This window comes from Actinobacillus vicugnae (assembly GCF_901687125.1).
GTDB classification, from domain to species: Bacteria; Pseudomonadota; Gammaproteobacteria; order Enterobacterales; family Pasteurellaceae; genus Actinobacillus; species Actinobacillus vicugnae.
Map to the genome: position 1 here is coordinate 59,472 of NZ_CABFJY010000033.1, position 21,419 is coordinate 80,890.

Below are 21,419 nucleotides of genomic sequence, written 5' to 3' on the forward strand. Positions count from 1 at the left end.
ATTATGCGAAATTTTTAGAGGCTCACACGGAATATATTATAGAGATGAAATCTTTAGTGATAAAATTTTTTGGAACAAAAAAACATAAAAAACAGTTTTATTTTGCCAATATTCAATCCATTTTACTCAAACCCATTGGTGATGCCGTTGGTGATGCCATCGTACATACTTCTCATTTAAGGCAAATTAAAGAAGCGAATCCACATATCAAACTCGGTGTTTTAGTTACTGAGCGAAATAAGTTAATCTACCAACATGCAGGATTTATTGATGCTATTTTAGATGAGTCTGTCTCAACTTATATACAAGAACACGCCAAATGGGATTTATATCTCGATTTTATGCCGTCTTTTACCAGCAAAAGTATTTTTTGCGATTGGTTATTAGCACCTAAATTTAGTATAAACTTCGGAAAAAAAGAGAAAAAACATTATAATTTAAACACTGTAAAAAATTATGATTTTTCAACTCATATTCCCAAATACACACATATCAAAAACTATTTAAATTGCTCGATTATAAAAGATAATATTAAATCTGATGCCGAATATATCGTTCCATTCAATTCAGAACAGGTTGAAAAAGTTGAAAAATTTTGGAATAAAAATAAATCATTACGTATTTTATTAAATCCTCAGGGTAGTAAAAATGAAATACCGCCAGCAGAATTAAAACAATTAATGGATAATATTCCTCAACATTATGTTGAAAAGATTGAGTTTTTACTCACTAATACTCATGGTGCTCAAGAATATATTAATCGCTTAGGCATAAATTTAAAATTAAGCCCTAAAACGACTATTTTAGAATATTTTGCTTTTGTAAATTCTGCCGATATTGTTATTGCTGTAGATGGTGGCGGCGTTCATGTGGCTTGTGCCTGTGCAAAACCGTTATTGGCGTTCTATGCTAATAATCCTAAACTGACAAATATGTGGGCTCCTATCACTAAAAAAGGGGGGGATTCATTACTATTAGTGGGTAAAAATTTAGCTAATAATGCCAGTGAAACCTATAACTTTGATATTCAAGCTGCTTCCGAATGGCTAAATAATCAAATAAAAAAACATTTATAACTAAAAAGCTCCCTTTAAATAGGGAGCGTTATATTATTCTTTATCTCGTAAATACCAATTTTTTGATCCAAAATTTTCTTTCCCGCTATCTAAACATTTCTAATATTTAACGAACAGTATCAGTATCTACTATAGTTCTAGCGCCAAAAATAATCTTTGGAAAAAGCTAAGTAAATTTTATCAATCGTTTTTTATTTTATCTAACGTTCCTTTTATCTCTCTAAAGCCTATAAAACAAAACCTCGCAATTGCGAGGTTTCGTCAATAATTCGGAAATTATTTTGTGCTTGGGATTGAGAAACGTTTGTTGAAACGTTCAACACGACCACCAGTATCAACAACACGTTGTTTACCAGTATAGAATGGGTGGCAGTTACCGCACACATCAAGATTTAAGTTTTTACCCACTGTTGAGCGAGTTTTGATTACGTTACCGCATGAACATGTTGCAGTAATTTCTGTATATTCTGGGTGAATACCTTGTTTCATTGGAAAACCTCTAATGAAGCCATATCGCCACTTATCTTGTTATACCCTACATTATAATGCTGGTATATCCGCTGATAAGTACCATATGTGATAAAAAATATGCCGAGTAATTACTCGACGCCAAAAAGAGTGCGTATTCTAGGGTATTTATCTATCAAGATCAATACTCGCTCTACATTATTCACTGAATTTTCCACAAAATATCCCCAAAGCAACAGGCAATCAAAACAAATCATTTTTAATCAAGTTTTTCTCATGTTTTGTGAAGATGATCACAGATTTTCCTGAGATTTTTTGAGTATTACTTCAAAAATAGTGTAGAATGAATTTCATTATTGAATCTATTATTTTATAGAATATTTGTCATTTTCTTGTCTAGGAGTAAACACATGGCAGAACGTAGAGTATTAGCGAATGCAATTCGTTTTTTAAGTATGGACGCAGTGCAAAAAGCCAATTCTGGTCACCCAGGAGCGCCAATGGGTATGGCAGACATTGCAGAAGTGTTATGGCGTGATTTTCTAAAACATAATCCAACCAATCCTAAATGGGCTGATCGCGACCGTTTTGTTCTGTCCAATGGCCATGGCTCTATGCTTATTTATAGCCTTTTACATTTAACTGGCTACGATCTTTCAATCGAAGATTTAAAACAATTCCGCCAATTACATTCTAAAACGCCAGGTCACCCTGAATATGGTTATGCTCCTGGTGTAGAAACCACTACTGGTCCATTAGGTCAAGGCATTACTAATGCAGTTGGTATGGCGATTGCTGAAAAAACATTAGCAGCACAATTTAACCGTGAAGGTCACAAAATTGTTGATCACTATACTTATGCTTTCTTAGGTGACGGTTGTTTAATGGAAGGTATTTCGCACGAAGCTTGTTCATTAGCAGGAACCTTAGGCTTAGGCAAATTAATCGCATTCTATGACGACAACAATATCTCAATTGATGGACATGTTGATGGCTGGTTCTCAGATGATACAGCACAACGCTTTGAAGCATACGGTTGGCAAGTAATTCGTAATGTAGATGGTCATGATGCAGAACAAATTAAATTTGCGATTGAAAATGCAAAAGCAGAAACCGAACGCCCAACATTAATTATCTGTAAAACCATTATTGGTTATGGTTCTCCAAACAAATCTGCGTCACACGATTGTCACGGCGCACCATTAGGTAATGATGAAATTGCATTAACTCGCCAAGCGCTTAACTGGGAATATGCACCATTTGAAATTCCAGCTGAAATTTATGCAGATTGGGATGCTAAAGCACAAGGCTCTGTAGCAGAAAAAGAATGGAATGCTAAATTTGCAGCTTATGAAGCGGCATATCCTGAATTAGCGGCAGAATTTAAACGCCGTATGGCTGGCGATTTACCAGCAAACTGGGAAACAGAAAGCAAAGCATTTATTGAAAAATTACAAGCAAATCCAGCTGCTATCGCAAGTCGTAAAGCATCACAAAATGCAATTGAAGCTTATGCACACATTTTACCTGAATTCTTAGGTGGTTCTGCAGACTTAGCAAGTTCTAACTTAACCTTATGGTCTGGCTCAAAACCAATCCGTGCTGATCACAATGTAGATGGCAACTATATCAACTACGGTGTTCGCGAATTTGGTATGTCTGCAATTATGAACGGTATTGCATTACACGGCGGTTTCATTCCTTACGGTGCAACCTTCTTAATGTTCTACGAATACGCACATAACGCAGTACGTATGGCGGCATTAATGAAACAACGTGCATTATTTGTTTATACACACGACTCTATCGGTTTAGGTGAAGACGGCCCAACTCACCAACCAGTAGAACAAACCGCCTCATTGCGTTTTATTCCAAATTTAGAAACTTGGCGACCAGCAGACCAAGTTGAGTCTGCAGTAGCATGGAAAGCAGCTGTTGAGCGTAAAGATGGTCCTAGCGCATTAATCTTTACTCGTCAAAACCTAGCTCAACAAGAACGTACTGCAGAGCAATTAGCTAACGTAGCTCGTGGTGGTTATATCTTACGTGAATGTTGTGAAAAAGGTGGTTGTCCTGATTTAATCCTTATTGCAACAGGTTCTGAAGTGGATTTAGCGATGAAAGCGGCTGATGTTTTAGATGCAGAAGGTGTGAAAGTACGCGTTGTATCAATGCCAAGCACGAATGTATTCGACAAACAAGATGCGGCATATCGTGAAAGCGTATTACCGAGCACAGTAACAAAACGTGTTGCTATCGAAGCACAATTATCCGATTTCTGGTATAAATACGTTGGCTTTGAAGGTCGAATTGTTGGCATGAATAGCTTTGGTGAATCAGCGCCAGCTGACCAATTATTTAAACTATTCGGCTTCACTGTTGAAAACGTAGTAGCAAAAGCAAAAGAAATTCTATAATTTCTCTAAACACACAAAAGGCGAGATATATTCTCGCCTTTTTCATCTTCAGCAAGCGGTCAGATTTGTAAAATCTTTTGCAAATTCACCCGCTTGTTTAGCTATAACTGCTCTGCTTGTTCTAAAATTTTTTGTTGCTCTAAAGCCAATTTTTCTAAACGACGTTGTTCACAACGTTGCTCGTCCTCAGCTTCCCAAACATCATAAGCCTGTACAATTTTTGCCACCACGGGGTGACGTACAATATCATGGCTATCAAAATAATTAAAACTTAAATCAGGTACTTCTTTTAAAACTTCCATTGCATGTTTTAAACCCGATTTTTGACTACGAGGTAAATCCACTTGAGTAATATCGCCCGTAATTACTGCCTTTGAATTAAAACCAATACGAGTTAAGAACATTTTCATTTGTTCTATCGTGGTATTTTGGCTTTCATCTAAAATGATAAAAGCATCATTTAATGTGCGACCACGCATATAAGCAAGCGGTGCAATTTCAATAACATTTCGCTCCATTAACTTTTGTGCTTTTTCAAATCCTAACATTTCGAATAAAGCATCATACAAAGGTCTTAAATATGGCTCAATTTTTTGCCCGAGATCACCAGGTAAAAAACCAAGTTTTTCGCCCGCTTCAACAGCAGGGCGAGTCAGTAATATTCTGCGAATCTCTTGTCGTTCGAGTGATTCTACCGCCGCCGCTACAGCAAGAAATGTTTTCCCTGTCCCCGCAGGACCGATACCAAAACTAATATCATGACTGAGAATATTTCTTAGGTAGGCTTGCTGATGTTCACCGCGAGGCTTAATCACACCTCGCTTAGTTTTGATTGAAATTTCTCCTTGAACCCCAGATGTCCACTGGCTTTGAAGTAACATTCGACTTTCTTGAATGGCCAAATGAATATCTTCTAAATCCAATTCTTTAATTTTTCCTTTAATCGGTGCGGTATCGGCATAAAGCTGTTTGAGCAACTTTGCTGCATTTTGAATTAACGACACCGAATAATGGTTTTCATCATTAGATTGGATGGAAAAAGAAAATCCATTACGTGCAATAATAAGATTAAAACTTTTTTCAATTAAAGTTAAATGTTCATCAAATGCACCACACAGTGATTGCAAACGAGCGTTATCTTGAGGTTCTAAAGTTAAGAGAATTTCGTTCAAAATACATCCTATTTATGTTCACCGAAAGTTTCTGGAATATTTTGTAAAAGCTTCCCCCAAATTTCGCTGCTAGATTGGCGATTCTGCATCATGGCTCTCGCTGCTTTCTCTGCATCCTTCTCTAAACAAGCATTTAATAATTCTTGGTAGAAAGCTAATGTCAATTGGCGACAAGCTGGATCTGCAAAGAAAATACTCGCAACTTGGTGATACATTCCTTTGAAGCTATTTAAAATTAAGGCATATACAGGCTTATTCGCCGTAAAAGTGAATTGTCTAAATAAGGTATAGTCGAATTTAGCAAATGCTTCTGCTGAATCTTGTAAGGAATCCAATTGTGCAAAATACTGTACACATTCTTCTGGATCTAATTTAACTGCTTCGGGGATATAAGATTCTGCCATACGGGTACGCAGTGAAACCACGTTAGCAATAATGACGGGTAAATACGATTTATCTAATTTAATAATCGTACTAATAATATTTGGACCTGCGGTTTCCCAAACATCATTTACACGTGTTGGTTTACCATGCTGAATATGTAACCAACCATCACGAGCTAAACGCTGTAATACTTCTCGTAGCGTTGTTCGTGTTACCCCAATACGATCCGCTAGCTCTCGCTCTGCGGGTAAATCTGTTCCTGCAGGAAATTTTTTATCCCAAATACTCCTAACAATATATTCTTCTGCAAGAGCAGCTGGACTCTGAGCTTTTAAAATATAAGATCTGTCCATCATTTTTATGCCTCCATAACATGGCTTGCGAAATGTGCGCAAAAATAAATATAAAAGAAACGATTTTTATCCAAAATCAAAAACATTCCCAGAATACGGGGGAATTACTATTATCCTTTAATCTAAACTAGATTACAATTAGCTTATATTTTTTATTTACAAGGAGATCCTTAATGAATAGCCAAAACGCTATATTCAAAAGCTTTTTAGGTAAAGCGCCAGAATGGTATAAACTTGCTATTTTAGCTTTTTTAGTGATTAACCCGCTTATTTTCTTCTTTATCAGCCCATTTGTCGCGGGTTGGGTGTTAGTTGCTGAATTTATTTTCACCTTATCAATGGCGTTGAAATGCTATCCACTCCAACCTGGCGGTTTATTAGCAATTGAAGCAGTTGTTATTGGTATGACCAGTCCATATCACGTCAAAGAAGAAATAATGGCAAATTTTGACGTTATTTTATTACTGATGTTTATGGTGGCTGGTATTTATTTTATGAAGCAATTGTTATTATATCTTTTTACAAAATTGCTCATCTCTATTCATTCAAAAAAACTTCTCTCTCTTGCCTTTTGCTTAAATGCAGCTTTCTTATCTGCCTTTCTTGATGCGCTAACGGTAATTGCAGTTATCATTAGTGTTGGTACAGGTTTCTATGGCGTCTATCATAAAGTTGCCTCTGGTAACAATTTTGAAGATTCAACCGATATCAGCAACGATGAAAAAATCATCACCAATAAACAAATTCTTGAGCAATTTCGTGCGTTCTTACGTAGCTTATTAATGCATGCAGCAGTCGGTAGTGCCTTAGGCGGTGTAATGACTATGGTGGGCGAACCGCAAAATTTAATTATTGCAGGTCAAGCTGAATGGGGATTCGTTGAATTTTTCTTACGTGTTGCGCCAACTAGTTTACCCGTTTTATTCTGTGGTATCGTAACTTGTTTATTGCTAGAACACTTTAAATTATTTGGCTATGGCGAACGTTTACCTCGCCGAGTATGGGGTGTGCTTGCTCGTTATAACTTATTAAAAGAACAACGCATGACCAAGCAAGACCGAGTAAAAATGACCATTCAAGCGCTTACTGGTATTTGGTTGATTGTCGGTTTAGCTCTCCATTTAGCTGATGTGGGCATTATTGGCTTAACCATTATCATTATTTGTACTGCATTTTGTGGGATTACTGATGAACACGTTATTGGTCGTTCATTCCAAGAACCGATGCCGTTTACCGCATTAATTGTAGTGTTCTTTACTATTGTTGCGATCATTGTTGATCTCAAATTATTTGAACCAATTATCCAATTTGTGCTTTCGGCCGATTCACACTCTCAATTAGCGCTGTTTTATATTTTTAACGGCTTGCTTTCAATGGTTTCAGATAACGTATTCGTTGGTACCGTTTACATTAATGAAGCGAAGAGCGCATTAACCTCAGGTATTATTAGTCGTGAACAATTTGATTTATTAGCTGTTGCAATCAACACTGGCACAAACTTACCTTCAGTTGCAACGCCAAATGGTCAAGCAGCATTCTTATTCTTGCTCACTTCACCCTTTGCACCGCTTATCCGACTTTCATACGGTAAAATGTTATATATGGCATTGCCTTATACTATTGTGCTGTCCTTGGTAGGGTTCCTTACTTTAGAGTTTTTACTACCACCACTTACAGAATTAATGACCCATTGGGCCTGGCTCATTACTCGTTAATTTAATAAAAATCTCCTCCTAATTGAGGAGATTTTTTTTACGAAAGCGAGATAAAATCAGGTACAATACCTCTGCTAAACCGTAGCTAAACTATTCAAACTAAAGGAACGCTTATGCTCAATTATTTCAAACAACTTTCATTAAATCGCACGGCATGGCTTTTATTGGCTTTTATTGCTTTTGCCCTTGAAGCAACGGGTATTTATTTCCAATATGGAATGGGGCTAGTGCCTTGCGTGATGTGCGTTTACGAACGTCTAGCTATTTTAGGGCTGATTTTTGCGGGTTTAATTGGAGCGTTAGCACCTCGCTTTTTCCTCATGCGCTGGTTTGCTTTATTGATTTGGGGATTTAGCGCTTTTAAAGGCTTAGCGCTAGCAATTAAACACTACGATTATCAAGCGAATCCCTCTCCTTGGAATCAATGTGAATTTAAACCAGAATTTCCACAAACGATGCCATTTGATCAATGGTTCCCAAGTATTTTTGCTTCAGGCCCTGTAAATTGCGGTGAAAAACAATGGGAAATGTTAGGCTTTGGTATGCCTGAATGGTTGATTGTCGCTTTTGCAATCTTCTTTCTCGCATTCGTAATCGTATTAATTAGCCAATTCAAACGAGCTAAACCACAATACCGTAGCGTATTCAGATAATTTACAAGCGGTCGAATTTTTGCAAAATTTTGCTGGAATCCGACCGCTTTCGCATAACTAGAACAAGGAAACACAATGTCAAATTCATCTCAACTTGAAACCAAATTTGTCCATGCAGGGCGAAAACCTCGTTATACCCAAGGTTCAGTTAGTCCTGTTGTACAACGAGCGTCTTCTTTAGTATTTGAATCCGTTGCTCAAAAAAAACACGCCACTCGCAACCGTTATAAAGGTGAATTATTTTATGGACGACGAGGCACTCTCACCCACTTTGCTTTACAAGATGCAATGTGTGAATTAGAAGGTGGAGCGGGTTGCTACCTTTACCCATGTGGCGCAGCTGCCGTAACGCATTCTATTCTCGCTTTTGTTACACAAGGTGATCATGTATTGATGACGGGCGCGGCTTATGAACCAACCCAAGATTTCTGTAATGTGATCTTAAAAAATATTGGCGTGAGTACCACATATTACGATCCACTCATTGGTGAAGGTATCCGAGCGTTAATTCAGCCGAATACTAAAGTGTTATTTTTAGAATCACCAAGCTCACTCACGATGGAAGTACCTGATATTCCAACTTTAGTGCGTGTAGCCCGTGAGCAAAATCCAGAGATTGTGATTATGATTGATAACACTTGGGCGGCTGGTGTGTTATTCCCTGCGCTTGAATTTGACATTGATATTTCAATTCAAGCTGGCACAAAATATTTAGTCGGGCATTCCGATGTAATGATTGGCACGGCAGTTGCTAATGCACGTTGTTGGGATCAACTCCGTGAACGCTCATACTTAATGGGGCAAATGGTGGATGCCGATTCCGCTTATACCACCGCACGAGGCTTACGCACGCTTGGTATTCGTTTAAAAGAGCATCAAGAGCGCTCAATTCAAGTGGCACAATGGTTGGCACAACGTCCTGAAGTAAAAGCAGTATTCCACCCAGCGCTCGAAAGTTGCCCTGGTCATGAATTTTTCAAAAGAGATTTCAAAGGTTCAAGCGGTCTATTTTCGTTTGAACTTTGCCAAAAATTAACCGATGAACAACTTTCAAACTTTTTAGATCATTTTGAATTATTTACCATGGCATATTCTTGGGGAGGGTTTGAATCACTGATTCTCGCTAACCAACCAGAAGAAATTGCCCGAATTCGCCCTGCTATTAACAGAAAATTAAATGGCACATTGGTTCGAATCCATGTCGGCTTAGAAGCCGTTGAAGATTTAATCGCTGATTTAGAACAAGGTTTTGAACGCTTAAAATAAAGCTTTATAAGCGGGTAACTTTGCCATATTTTTTGTAAAAAATCAGTGAAATTTAACCGCTTGTCCCAACCGACAAAGCACAAACAAAAGGCTATCTTTCGATAGCCTTTTTAGTGGGTAAAAATAGATTAGCCCAATAATTTATTCATACGTTTGATAAATGCGGTTGGATTTTCCAGTGAGCCACGCTCTGCCAGCAATGCTTGTTCAAACAATAATTCGATCCAATCATTAAACTCTGCTTCGTCTGCTACATCTGCAATTTTCTTAACCATTTTGTGATCAGGGTTTAGCTCAAATGTATATTTCACTTCAGGTACTTTCTGCCCCATTGCTGCAAACAGTTTTGCCATTTGAGTCGTCATTTCATCTGAATCAGTTGAAACAATCGCAGGTGTATCGGTTAAACGATGAGTTAATACCACTTTTTTCACACGGTCACCAAAATAGTTCTGTGCACGTTCAATAAAAGATCCAAATTCCGCTTGTTGCGCTTTTTGCTCTTCCTCTTGTGCTTTATCCGCTAAGTCGCCCAAATCTAAATCTGATTTGGTGATGCTTTGCAACGGTTTACCGTCAAATTCAGTTAAATGTCCTACTACCCATTCGTCAATACGATCAGACAATAACAGCACTTCAATGCCTTTTTTATTGAATAATTCAAGGTGTGGGCTATTTTTTGCTGCCAGATAACTATCTGCCGTTAAGAAATAGATCGCTTTCTGCCCTGCTTGCATTCTGCTAACATAATCCGCCAAACTTACAGTCTGTTCATTCGAATCATTGTGGGTTGAAGCAAAATGGAATAATGAAGCCACTTGTTGCTTATTAGCAAAGTCTTCGCCCACGCCTTCTTTTAACACTAAACCAAATTCGTTCCAGAAGTTTTGATATTTGGCTTGATCGTCTTTGGCTAATTTTTCTAATAGCTGTAACGCACGTTTAGTTAATGCTGAACGCAGTGAAGCGGTAACTTTGTTCTCTTGTAAAATTTCACGAGAAACATTAAGCGGTAAGTCGTTTGTGTCTAATAAACCTCGCATAAAACGCAGATAATTTGGCATAAACACTTCTGCATCATCCATAATAAACACACGCTGAACATAAAGTTTTAAGCCATGTTTTTGTTCTCGATTAAACAGATCAAAAGGTGCTTTCGCAGGCACATAAAGTAAACTGGTGTATTCCTGTTTACCTTCCACTTTATTGTGTGCCCAGATAAGTGCATCGTTATAATCGTGGCTTAAATGCTTATAAAATTCTTGATATTCTTCATCAGAAATTTCAGTTTTTGCACGTATCCAAAGCGCTTGTGCTTTGTTAATTTTTTCCCATTTTTGACCGCTTACTTTGCCTTCCTCATCATATTCTGTGGTTTGAATTTCGACAGGTAAGCCAATGTGATCGGAATATTTTCCAATAATTTCACGCAAACGCCACTCGTTTAAAAATTCTTTTTCTTCTTCACGTAAATGCAAAATCACATCGGTACCACGACTTGCTTTTTCAATATCTGCAACAGTGTAATCGCCTTCACCCGCCGACTCCCAAAGTACACCTTGCGTTTCGCCTGCAGCACGGCTTTTAACGGTAACTTTGTCCGCCACAATAAACGCCGAATAAAAACCAACACCGAATTGACCGATTAATTGGCTATCTTTAATTTGATCAGCACCTAATGCATTTAAAAATTCTTTAGTACCAGATTTTGCAATCGTGCCTAAGTGATCAATCACTTGTTCACGGTTCATCCCGATACCGTTATCGCTGATGGTGAGTGTGCCTAGCGTTTCATCAAAACTCACTCGTACACGTAGTTCGCCATCGCCTTCATAAAGCGCAGGATTCGATAATGCTTTAAAACGCAGTTTGTCTGCCGCATCTGAAGCATTTGAGATTAATTCACGTAAGAAAATTTCTTTATTTGAATAAAGTGAATGGATCATTAATTGAAGTAGTTGTTTTACTTCTGATTGAAAGCCTCGTGTTTCTTGATTAGTACTCATTTTTATCCTCTTTTAATTTGCAAAAAATAAGCGGAATCAAACCGCTTTTAAAAACGCCTTAGTAGATGGGGAATAATCAACGTTTTTCAAGCAGTAATTTCAAAGTTATTTTCTATTAAAAAATCTAATTTAATCGTTAAATTTTATTAAACTGATAGTTTTACAAAGAATACAACAATCAATAATAATATATCCATTGATTATACCTATGATAACTTTTGAAGGAACTTTTATTATGTCTGAACAGAAATGTCCATTTCATCACACATCATTAACGATGAACAACGGTGCTCCTGTTGTTGATAACCAAAATAGTTTAACTGCTGGCGCTCGTGGCCCACTGCTTGCTCAAGATTTATGGTTAAACGAAAAATTAGCAAACTTCGTACGTGAAGTGATCCCAGAGCGTCGTATGCACGCAAAAGGTTCTGGCGCATTCGGTAAATTTACTGTGACGCACGATATTACTCAATACACTAAAGCTGCAATCTTCAGCCAAGTTGGTAAAGAAACCGAATTATTTGCACGTTTCACAACAGTGGCAGGAGAACGTGGTGCGGCAGATGCTGAGCGTGATATTCGTGGCTTTGCAGTGAAATTCTACACCGAGCAAGGTAACTGGGATTTAGTGGGTAACAACACACCTGTATTCTTCTTACGTGATCCACGTAAATTCCCAGACTTAAACAAAGCCGTTAAACGTGACCCTCGCACCAATATGCGTAGTGCAACCAATAACTGGGATTTTTGGACATTATTACCAGAGGCATTCCACCAAGTAACCATCGTAATGTCTGAACGTGGTATTCCAGCATCTTACCGCCATATGCACGGTTTTGGTTCACACACTTATAGCTTAATTAATGCGAACAATGAGCGTTTCTGGGTGAAATTCCATTTCCGCACGCAACAAGGCATTAAAAACTTAACGAACGAAGAAGCGGCGGCAATTATTGCTAAAGATCGTGAATCACACCAACGTGATTTATACGAATCAATCGAAAAAGGCGATTTCCCGAAATGGACACTTTACATTCAAGTAATGCCTGAAGCGGATGCAGAAAAAGTAAACTTCCACCCGTTCGACTTAACTAAAGTTTGGTCGAAAAAAGATTACCCATTAATTGAAGTGGGCGTAATGGAATTAAACCGCAACCCAGCAAACTTCTTTGCTGATGTGGAACAATCTGCATTTGCACCGAGCAATTTAGTACCAGGTATCAGTGTATCGCCAGACCGTATGTTACAAGCTCGTTTATTTAACTATGCAGATGCACAACGCTACCGTTTAGGCGTAAACCATCACCAAATCCCAGTAAATGCACCTCGTTGCCCTGTGCACAGCAATGCGCGTGACGGTCAAGGTCGTGTAGATGGTAACTATGGTTCAACGTTACATTATGAGCCAAATAGTTTTGGTCAATGGCAAGAACAATCACAGTTTGCTGAACCACCACTCAAAATCAACGGTGATGCAGCACATTGGGATTATCGCCAAGACGATGCTGACTACTTCAGCCAACCACGCGTATTATTCAACAATATGACTGATTCAGAAAAAGAATCATTATTTAATAATACTGCAGCAGGTATGGGTGATGCGTTAGATTTCATTAAATACCGTCATATTCGTAACTGTTACTTCTGTGACCCAGCGTACGGTGAAGGTGTAGCAAAAGCATTAGGCATGACTGTAGCTGATGCAATGGAAGCATACAATACAGATCCAGCAATGGGTCAACCAGGTTTATTAAAACCAAACCTCTAATTTAATCGCTAGAAGTACCGTATTTGCAAATGCCGACTTTTCAAAACCTGCGAGAAATCGCACAATAGTCCTCCTTACATAATGGCATTTGCCTTATCAAAGCTCTATCGTCACGATGATAGGGCTTTTCTTTTGTCTAACTAAACGATCTAAGTTACAATCGCTATTCATCACAATCTATCCTCTCTCAATCAAAGGAAAACTTTTGGAATATCGTTATTACATTACTACAACAATTGTGATTATTGTATTGCAATGTTTGATTTTTAATTTGTCACGCACCTTAGCTTGGTTATTTAATTTATCTGCAAAACCTCGTAAGATCGTCACATTTATAAGCTATTTAGCCGCAAATGGTTTAGCAGTTCTAACTGTAACACGTACGTTTAACGGCTTTAGAATCACTGCGCTAATATTAGCTTTATTACTATTTGCCTTATTTGTTAGCCTCACTTGTGCGGTGATTTATCACCTATTTAAAGGTAAACAAGCGGTCAATTTTGCGCTAAAAATTGCCTATCCTTTTGCATTTTTCGGTCTTGTTGGATTAGCGTTATATAACGCCTATACACCGAAAGTAGTACATTATTCTGTACAATTAGATAAGCCCCTAAGCCAACCAGTGCGAATTGGTGTAGCAAGCGATCTACATTTAGGGCAATGGTTTGGTGCGAAACAATTAGATCAGTTAGCGAATATTTTTGATCAACAAAAAGTCGATCTAATTTTATTACCTGGCGATATTATGGACGATAATACCGATGCTTATTTGGCAGAAAATATGCGTCCACATTTCGCAAAATTGAAGGCGCCACTCGGCGTATATGCAACATTGGGTAATCATGATTTCTTTGGTCACCAGCTAGCCATCGCTAATGAAATTGAGCAGGCGGGTATTCACGTTTTATGGGATCAAGCGGTCGAAATTAATGGCACATTAACCATTATTGGACGCAACGATGATTTAGTTAAAAAGCGCCCAACTGCCGAGCAATTACTCAGTAAAGTGAATAGCAATCTACCTGTATTTTTGCTTGATCACCGTCCAACAGAAATCGAAAAACACGCAGTTCTACCGATTGATTTACAGGTATCTGGACACTCTCATAGAGGTCAAATTTTCCCAGCAAATTTAATCACCAAAATGATCTATCGCTTAGATTATGGCTATGAGAAAATCGGATTAGGTCATTATTTTGTCACTTCAGGTTACGGCTTTTGGGGGGTTCCAATGCGATTGGGTACTCAATCAGAAGTGTTTATTATTGATGTAACAGGTAAATAGCCTGAGTTTTTTTATGCAAACCCCTGAATTGATTTTCAGGGGTTTATTTTTTATATTTCTCAAATGTACCACAGCTTCAATCACTTAGCTTTTGTCAATATCTCTTTACAAAACTTTCCGCTTGCACACCCTTCAATAAATCAATATCTTGTATATAAAAGATTTGAAAGCACAATATATAGTGTTTTTATGTTGAGGGTAAAAGGAGACAATTTTTATGCAGAAAACATTGATGGTGACCAAACGTAATGGACAACAAGAAGCTTTTGATTTGGATAAAATCCATCGAGTGATCACTTGGGCGGCAGAAGGTTTACAAAATGTATCGGTTTCACAAGTGGAATTGAGTGCACATATTCAATTCTATCAAGGCATTCGCACTGCCGATATTCATGAAACGATCATCAAAGCTGCGGCGGATTTAATCAGTAAAGAAACGCCTGATTATCAATATCTTGCTGCCCGTTTAGCAGTATTTCATCTGCGTAAAAAAGCTTATGGCGATTTCACTCCACCACATTTATTCAGCCATGTAAAAAAGCTAGTTGAACTTGGTAAATACGATAAAAGCTTGCTTACCGATTATAGTGAACAAGAATGGCAATTGATGAATGAATTTTTAGTTCACAGTCGAGATATGGATTTTTCTTATGCTGCGGTAAAACAGCTCGAAGGAAAATATTTGGTACAGAACCGAGTAACGGGTGAAATTTATGAATCTGCTCAATTTTTATATCTGTTAGTTGCTGCTTGCTTATTTTCTAAATATCCGAAAGCCACTCGTTTAGATTATGTAAAACGCTTTTACGATGCGACTTCAACTTTCAAAATTTCTTTGCCAACTCCAATTATGGCTGGCGTTCGCACCCCAACACGGCAATTTAGTTCTTGTGTACTAATTGAGTGCGGAGATAGTTTAGATTCAATAAATGCGACTTCGGCTGCAATTATCAAATACGTTTCACAACGGGCAGGCATTGGCATTAATGCAGGTGCGATCCGTGCGTTAGGTAGTCCAATTCGCCAAGGCGAAGCGTTCCACACAGGTTGTATTCCGTTCTACAAACATTTCCAAACCGCAGTGAAATCTTGTTCGCAAGGCGGTGTACGAGGTGGTGCAGCAACCGTTTACTATCCACTATGGCATTTAGAAGTTGAAAGTTTATTAGTGTTGAAAAATAACAGAGGGGTTGAAGATAACCGTTGTCGCCATATGGATTATGGTGTGCAAATCAATAAGCTGATGTATCAACGCTTAATCAAAGGTGGCGAAATTACCTTATTTAGCCCATCGGATGTAGAAGGTTTATATGAAGCATTTTTTGCCGATCAACAAAAATTTGAGCAACTTTATTTACAATATGAGCAAGACCCAACCATTCGCAAACGTAGCGTAAAAGCAGTCGAATTATTTTCGTTATTAATGCAAGAACGTGCGTCAACGGGTCGTATTTATATTCAAAATGTCGATCACTGCAACACGCATTCACCATTTAATCCACAAGTTGCACCAATTAGACAATCAAATTTGTGCTTAGAAATTGCATTGCCAACTAAACCGCTTAACGATATTAATGATGAAAATGGTGAAATTGCGCTCTGTACGCTTTCGGCGTTTAACTTAGGCACCTTGCAAAATTTAGATGAATTTGAACCGCTTGCCGATTTAGTGGTAAGAGCGCTGGATGCTTTATTGGACTATCAAGATTACCCTGTGAAAGCCGCTAAATATCCTGCACTCGCTCGCCGTTCACTCGGCATTGGTGTGATTAATTACGCCTATTATTTAGCCAAAAATGGCGTGCGCTATTCAGATGGTTCAGCAAATGCGCTCACACATCGCACTTTTGAAGCAATGCAATATTATTTGTTAAAAGCTTCAATGAATTTAGCCAAAGAACAAGGTGCTTGCGCTCGTTTTAATGAAACTAGCTATGCGCAAGGTATTTTGCCGATTGATAGCTACAAAAAAGAGTTAGATAACCTAATCCAAGAGCCTCTACATTACGATTGGGAAACTTTGCGTGCAGAAATTAAACAATTTGGTTTACGAAATTCCACACTTAGTTCGTTAATGCCATCAGAAACTTCATCGCAAATTTCAAATGCAACCAATGGTATTGAGCCTCCTCGTGGTTATGTAAGCATTAAAGCCTCAAAAGACGGTATCTTAAAACAGGTTGTGCCTGAATACGAAAAACTGCGTGGACAATATGAATTGCTATGGGATATTCCCGATATGAGCGGTTATTTGCAATTAGTTGGCATCATGCAGAAATTCGTTGATCAGGCAATTTCCGCTAATACCAATTATGACCCGCAACGATTTGAAGACGGTAAAGTGCCAATGAAGCGTTTACTCGCTGATTTACTCACTGCTTATAAATACGGTTTAAAAACCTTGTATTACCAAAATACTAGAGATGGTGCAGAAGACGCTCAAGAAGATTTAAATGATGGTTGCGCAGGCGGTGCTTGCAAAATTTAACCTCAAATAAGCGGTAAAATTTTCTAAAAAAATAGCAAGGGCAAACATAGTTTTGCCCTTACCAATAAAAAAATTAAAGAGGGGGACAATATGGCTTATACCACTTTCTCACAAAACAAAAATGACCAATTAAAAGAACCTATGTTTTTCGGGCAGAATGTGAATGTCGCCCGCTACGATCAACAAAAATATGAATTATTTGAAAAGCTGATTGAGAAGCAACTTTCATTTTTCTGGCGTCCAGAAGAAGTGGACGTATCGCAAGACCGCATTGACTATCAAGCGCTACCAGAACATGAAAAGCATATTTTTATCAGCAACTTAAAATACCAAACGTTATTAGATTCGATTCAGGGCCGTAGCCCAAATGTCGCTTTTTTACCACTGGTTTCTATTCCAGAGTTAGAAACTTGGATTGAAACATGGACATTTTCTGAAACAATTCATTCTCGTTCTTATACGCATATTATTCGCAATATTGTGAATGATCCGTCAATTGTGTTCGACGATATTGTTACAAATGAAGAGATCATTAAACGTGCGCGTGATATTTCTTGTTATTACGATGATTTAATTCGAGATTCACAACTTTACACGTTGTATGGGGAAGGCTGTTACACTGTAGATGGTAAACAATGCCAAGTTACTTTACGTAATTTAAAACGTCAGCTCTATTTATGTTTAATGAGCGTAAATGTATTAGAAGCGATTCGCTTTTATGTTTCATTTGCTTGTTCTTTTGCTTTTGCCGAACGCCAATTAATGGAAGGTAACGCCAAAATTATTAAATTTATCGCACGTGATGAATATCTACATCTTACTGGCACACAAAATATGTTGAATATTATGGCTTCAGGACAAGACGATCCTGAAATGGCGGAAATTGCCGAAGAGTGTAAACAAGAAGCCTACGACTTGTTTGTAGCTGCTGCCGAGCAAGAAAAAGAATGGGCGGCTTATTTATTTAAAGACGGCTCAATGATTGGCTTAAATGAAGATATTTTAGTGAAATATGTCGAATATATTACCAATATTCGGATGCAAGCGGTCGGATTACCTCGCCCTTTTGCAACGGCTTCAAATCCAATTCCGTGGATCAACGCTTGGTTAGTTTCGGATAATGTACAAGTTGCACCACAAGAAGTAGAAGTAAGTTCTTATTTGGTTGGGCAAATTGATGCTAAAGTCGATACTAGTGATTTCGATAGCTTTGAATTATAAAATATCTAATTGATTTTTCTCGTTTTGGGCGAATAGCAGTTCGCCCTATATTGAATAAAGTCGTGCATAAAGCTACTCTGCTACCGCATCGCGGTCTTCCTCGCACCTCTCTCCAAATTATCCATAATTCTCTCGCCAAATAAGCTATAATAGATTCTCATCTATAATTTATTAGGAAAGCAATGATTTTATTACGAAACATATTTTTAGGCATCGTGATTATTGCCTGCGTATTGGCTTTGTCCGCTTATCTGTTTATGCAAACTAAGCCTTTTGGTAAATTGCCGAGTGGCGAACATTTAACCCGCATTCAGCAATCACAGCATTATTTAAACGGCGAATTTAAAAACCTATCGCCAACTATTTTATCTACTGGCAACAAAAGCCGTTGGCGAGTATTTTACGATTTTGTATTTGATCGCATTGAACATCTCACTCCGCCAGCGCCATTGCCAACGGTAGAAATCAACCTAAAAGCATTACCTACCGATCGTAATTTCTTTGTCTGGTTTGGGCATTCTTCTTATTTGATCCAATTAGATGGCAAGCGTTTTTTAATCGATCCTGTATTGGTCGCAGGTTCACCCCTTTCATTTATCAATAAAATGTTTGCTGGTTCGAATCCTTACTCACCTGATGAAATGCCAGAGATTGATTATCTGATTATCACCCATGATCACTGGGATCATTTAGATTACGAAACAGTCAGTCAGCTAATGCCAAAAGTGAAGCACGTTATCACCACACTCGGGGTAGGTTCGCATCTTGAATATTGGGGATATGATCCGAAAAAAATCACTGAATTAGATTGGTTTCAACAAAATCCATTAGCCGCTCAACTTAACATTACTGCGTTACCCGCCCGCCATTTTTCAGGACGAGGCATCACAGGTAATAAAACGCTTTGGGCTTCATTTATGCTGCAATCTGCAACTGAAACCATTTATATCGGGGGCGACAGTGGCTACGATCGTTTCTACCAAGATATTGCTAAACACTTCCCAAATATTAGCTTAGCAATTATGGAAAATGGTCAATACAATGTGAATTGGGCGAATGTTCACATTCAACCCCATGAGTTGGTGCAAGCAATCAAAACGCTTAAGCCGAAAAAATTGCTTGGCGTACATAATTCTAAATTTGCCTTAGCGAAACATTCTTGGAAAGAACCTCTCGAACAGCTTTACCAGCATTCTCAACAAGAAAAACTACCGCTATTTACCCCAATGATTGGCGAAGTGTTTTATTTTTCTGAAGATAATCAACACTTTAGTAAGTGGTGGGATAACGTAAAATAAAAATCTAACCTTACTAAGCTGGACTTTCAAAGACGTAGCAAATAATAAAAGCGTTCATTACTATTAACATTTCTGTTTATTAGTCATGGACGTTTTTTTATTTTAGGCATAAAACAAGTAATTTCCACCATTACATTTATGGTTATCACTATAAAAACTTGTTAAAACATCCTAGTTTATTAACTACAAGCTAAAATTGGACAATACCCTCAGCATTTGGAGCTAATTAAATTTATTATAAGCAGCTACTAATATACAAAAGCTAGCCTGTTTCAATAACTTAGCCACTGTGCCTAACGTAAAAAAAGTGAGGTCCAGTGGCTAAAATAACCGCTTATGACATTAGTTATCAGAAGCTTTTGGTTCTGAATTGTTTGAACCTAAAAACTTACCAATCAGCGCTTTACCTAATTCTGATTGATTTAAGCCTTCTAAGGTTGCGGCAATTTTGGTACCGCCTGTTGAGCTAAATAATTCGCCTACACGCTGGATACCTTTATCGACTTTCTCATCATTAATAATAAATTTCATATCTGAATTTGAAAGCGCTTTCGCTTGTTCGATGCCAATTGCTTGATTTGCTTCAATTTGACGAATGCTGATTAAGTAGCTTTGATAGCCTTCGTTTCCGCCAATTTCTTTCGCAAGTTCAATTTGACCAGACACTAATGAAATCTCAAGTTTTTGCTTCGCTTCTGCTTCCGCAGAACCGATTTTCGCAATACCTTGCGCCTCTTTGTCTTTGGTTTCAAGCAAAGCTTCGGCAGCTAAGAATGCTTTTTGTTTTTCCCCTTCTGCCACTAAAATTTGATGTTGTTTTTCTGCCTCAGAATCAATAATTAACGCATTTTTATTTGCCTCAGCTTTAATTTCCTGCGTACGTTTTTCTTGATCAGCTTTTACGATTTCCACATCTTTGGCAATTTCAGCCTGTTTCACTTCAGCGACACGTTTAACTTCCATCTCACGTTCTTTCGTGATTTTTTCTTGTTCTTTCACCAATTGTTGCGCCTGCTCGTTAGAAACCGCAACCTCTCGTTGATTTTCTACCGTTTTCAAGCCAACTTCTTTCTCTGCTTCTTGACGTTTTACATCAGCCTCTTTTTTCGCTTCAATTTCTGCAATTTGCGCTTCTTTCTGATTGCGAGCCACTTCTACTCGACTTTCTTTTTCAATAAAGGATTTTTTAATTTCCATAATATTGAAAATAACCTTTGAATTACCGCTATCACGAATATCCATGAGCTCAATATTTTTAACAGGCTCAATACCCCAATTTTTCAATTGCTCTTTAACCGCTTGAGTAAAATCATCGCCGAGTTCTGAGCGCACTTGTAAAATATCGTTTAAATTACGGCTAGATAAAATCGAACGCACCGAACCTTGAATAATATCCACCAATTGAATATTCATGTCATGGAAATCTGATACACGTTGCGCCGCAAGATTTGAGTCTGACACACGGAAGAACGCGGTAATATCGACTACAAACGGCAAACGTTCTAAATCGTACGCCTCATAGTTATCAATTTTGATTGAGAACACTGAAACAGGTAGCACAATCGTACTCACCCCGATTACAGGTAACCACGACGGAAACGCATAATAAACGTTGCCATTACCAGTATCTTTACCATAAGAAGTCGTTTTACCACCCGATTGTACAATATGCACCTCATTGGTTTTCACCACACGGCGAAACAGCAAGGCAATCACCAATGAAAGCACGATAATTGCAACCAATAAACTACCAGTAGCAATATAAATAAAATCCATACTTTAGCCTCCTTTTGAAAGAATGAATCTTTTCCAATTTACGCGATCAAGCGGTTAAATTCTAGCAAAATTT

The 21,419-nt window shown here is 38.0% G+C and carries 15 protein-coding genes; 10 read left to right on the top strand and 5 right to left on the bottom strand.

The window, feature by feature from the left end; genetic code table 11:
• The first annotated feature begins 44 nt into the window (after positions 1 to 44).
• Positions 45 to 1,076 carry a glycosyltransferase family 9 protein gene (locus tag F8M47_RS07580; RefSeq protein ID WP_150539517.1) on the top strand — a complete coding sequence of 344 codons (1,032 nt, stop codon included), beginning with the start codon at positions 45 to 47 and terminating at the stop codon, positions 1,074 to 1,076.
• A 276-nt stretch (positions 1,077 to 1,352) separates the two neighbouring features.
• On the opposite strand, the gene rpmE is transcribed toward F8M47_RS07580, so the two are convergent.
• On the bottom strand, positions 1,353 to 1,565 hold the full coding sequence (gene rpmE, locus F8M47_RS07585; RefSeq protein ID WP_005597698.1) for a 50S ribosomal protein L31: 213 nt from the start codon (positions 1,563 to 1,565) through the stop codon (positions 1,353 to 1,355).
• 389 nt (positions 1,566 to 1,954) lie between these two features.
• On the opposite strand from rpmE, the gene tkt reads away from it, so the two are divergent.
• Complete coding sequence (gene tkt, locus F8M47_RS07590) at positions 1,955 to 3,961, top strand: transketolase (RefSeq protein WP_150539518.1); 2,007 nt, start codon at positions 1,955 to 1,957, stop codon at positions 3,959 to 3,961.
• Between the two features lie 101 nt (positions 3,962 to 4,062).
• Here tkt and F8M47_RS07595 read toward each other — a convergent pair whose 3' ends face one another.
• Together F8M47_RS07595 and fadR are read right to left on the bottom strand one after the other, a co-directional pair.
• Positions 4,063 to 5,133, bottom strand: coding sequence for a PhoH family protein (locus F8M47_RS07595; RefSeq protein WP_150539519.1), 1,071 nt, complete (start codon positions 5,131 to 5,133; stop codon positions 4,063 to 4,065).
• Positions 5,134 to 5,141: 8 nt separating this feature from the next.
• Positions 5,142 to 5,870 carry a fatty acid metabolism transcriptional regulator FadR gene (fadR, locus tag F8M47_RS07600; RefSeq protein ID WP_150539613.1) on the bottom strand — a complete coding sequence of 243 codons (729 nt, stop codon included), beginning with the start codon at positions 5,868 to 5,870 and terminating at the stop codon, positions 5,142 to 5,144.
• A 173-nt stretch (positions 5,871 to 6,043) separates the two neighbouring features.
• Between fadR and nhaB the strand changes: the two genes are divergently transcribed.
• From nhaB to metC, 3 genes are all read left to right on the top strand, one after another.
• A complete protein-coding gene (gene nhaB, locus F8M47_RS07605) occupies positions 6,044 to 7,585 on the top strand; it encodes a sodium/proton antiporter NhaB (protein WP_150539520.1) in 1,542 nt (513 codons plus the stop codon).
• Between the two features lie 113 nt (positions 7,586 to 7,698).
• Positions 7,699 to 8,238, top strand: coding sequence for a disulfide bond formation protein DsbB (dsbB, locus tag F8M47_RS07610; protein ID WP_150539521.1), 540 nt, complete (start codon positions 7,699 to 7,701; stop codon positions 8,236 to 8,238).
• 75 nt (positions 8,239 to 8,313) lie between these two features.
• Positions 8,314 to 9,504: a cystathionine beta-lyase gene (gene metC, locus F8M47_RS07615; protein WP_150539522.1), complete on the top strand. Its 1,191-nt coding sequence runs from the start codon at positions 8,314 to 8,316 to the stop codon at positions 9,502 to 9,504.
• Positions 9,505 to 9,632: 128 nt separating this feature from the next.
• On the opposite strand, the gene htpG is transcribed toward metC, so the two are convergent.
• On the bottom strand, positions 9,633 to 11,510 hold the full coding sequence (htpG, locus tag F8M47_RS07620) for a molecular chaperone HtpG (RefSeq protein WP_150539523.1): 1,878 nt from the start codon (positions 11,508 to 11,510) through the stop codon (positions 9,633 to 9,635).
• Positions 11,511 to 11,745: 235 nt separating this feature from the next.
• Here htpG and F8M47_RS07625 point away from each other — a divergent pair, with 235 nt between their 5' ends.
• The 5 genes from F8M47_RS07625 to F8M47_RS07645 all read left to right on the top strand — a co-directional run bounded on the left by F8M47_RS07625 (position 11,746) and on the right by F8M47_RS07645 (position 19,570).
• Positions 11,746 to 13,278, top strand: a complete 1,533-nt coding sequence (locus F8M47_RS07625; protein ID WP_150539524.1) for a catalase — start codon at positions 11,746 to 11,748, stop codon at positions 13,276 to 13,278.
• Positions 13,279 to 13,483: 205 nt separating this feature from the next.
• The gene (locus F8M47_RS07630; protein WP_150539525.1) at positions 13,484 to 14,563 is read left to right on the top strand and encodes a metallophosphoesterase; all 1,080 of its coding nucleotides are present in this window, start codon (positions 13,484 to 13,486) and stop codon (positions 14,561 to 14,563) included.
• Positions 14,564 to 14,780: 217 nt separating this feature from the next.
• Entirely contained in the window at positions 14,781 to 17,051 is a 2,271-nt protein-coding gene (nrdA, locus tag F8M47_RS07635) for a class 1a ribonucleoside-diphosphate reductase subunit alpha (RefSeq protein WP_150539526.1), read from the top strand.
• A 90-nt stretch (positions 17,052 to 17,141) separates the two neighbouring features.
• Positions 17,142 to 18,272 carry a class Ia ribonucleoside-diphosphate reductase subunit beta gene (nrdB, locus tag F8M47_RS07640; RefSeq protein ID WP_150539527.1) on the top strand — a complete coding sequence of 377 codons (1,131 nt, stop codon included), beginning with the start codon at positions 17,142 to 17,144 and terminating at the stop codon, positions 18,270 to 18,272.
• Positions 18,273 to 18,454: 182 nt separating this feature from the next.
• Positions 18,455 to 19,570, top strand: a complete 1,116-nt coding sequence (locus F8M47_RS07645) for an MBL fold metallo-hydrolase (protein ID WP_244298093.1) — start codon at positions 18,455 to 18,457, stop codon at positions 19,568 to 19,570.
• A gap of 342 nt (positions 19,571 to 19,912) precedes the next feature.
• Here the strand turns inward: F8M47_RS07645 and F8M47_RS07650 are convergent, their stop codons facing one another.
• A complete protein-coding gene (locus F8M47_RS07650; protein ID WP_150539528.1) occupies positions 19,913 to 21,346 on the bottom strand; it encodes an SPFH domain-containing protein in 1,434 nt (477 codons plus the stop codon).
• Positions 21,347 to 21,419 lie beyond the last annotated feature (73 nt).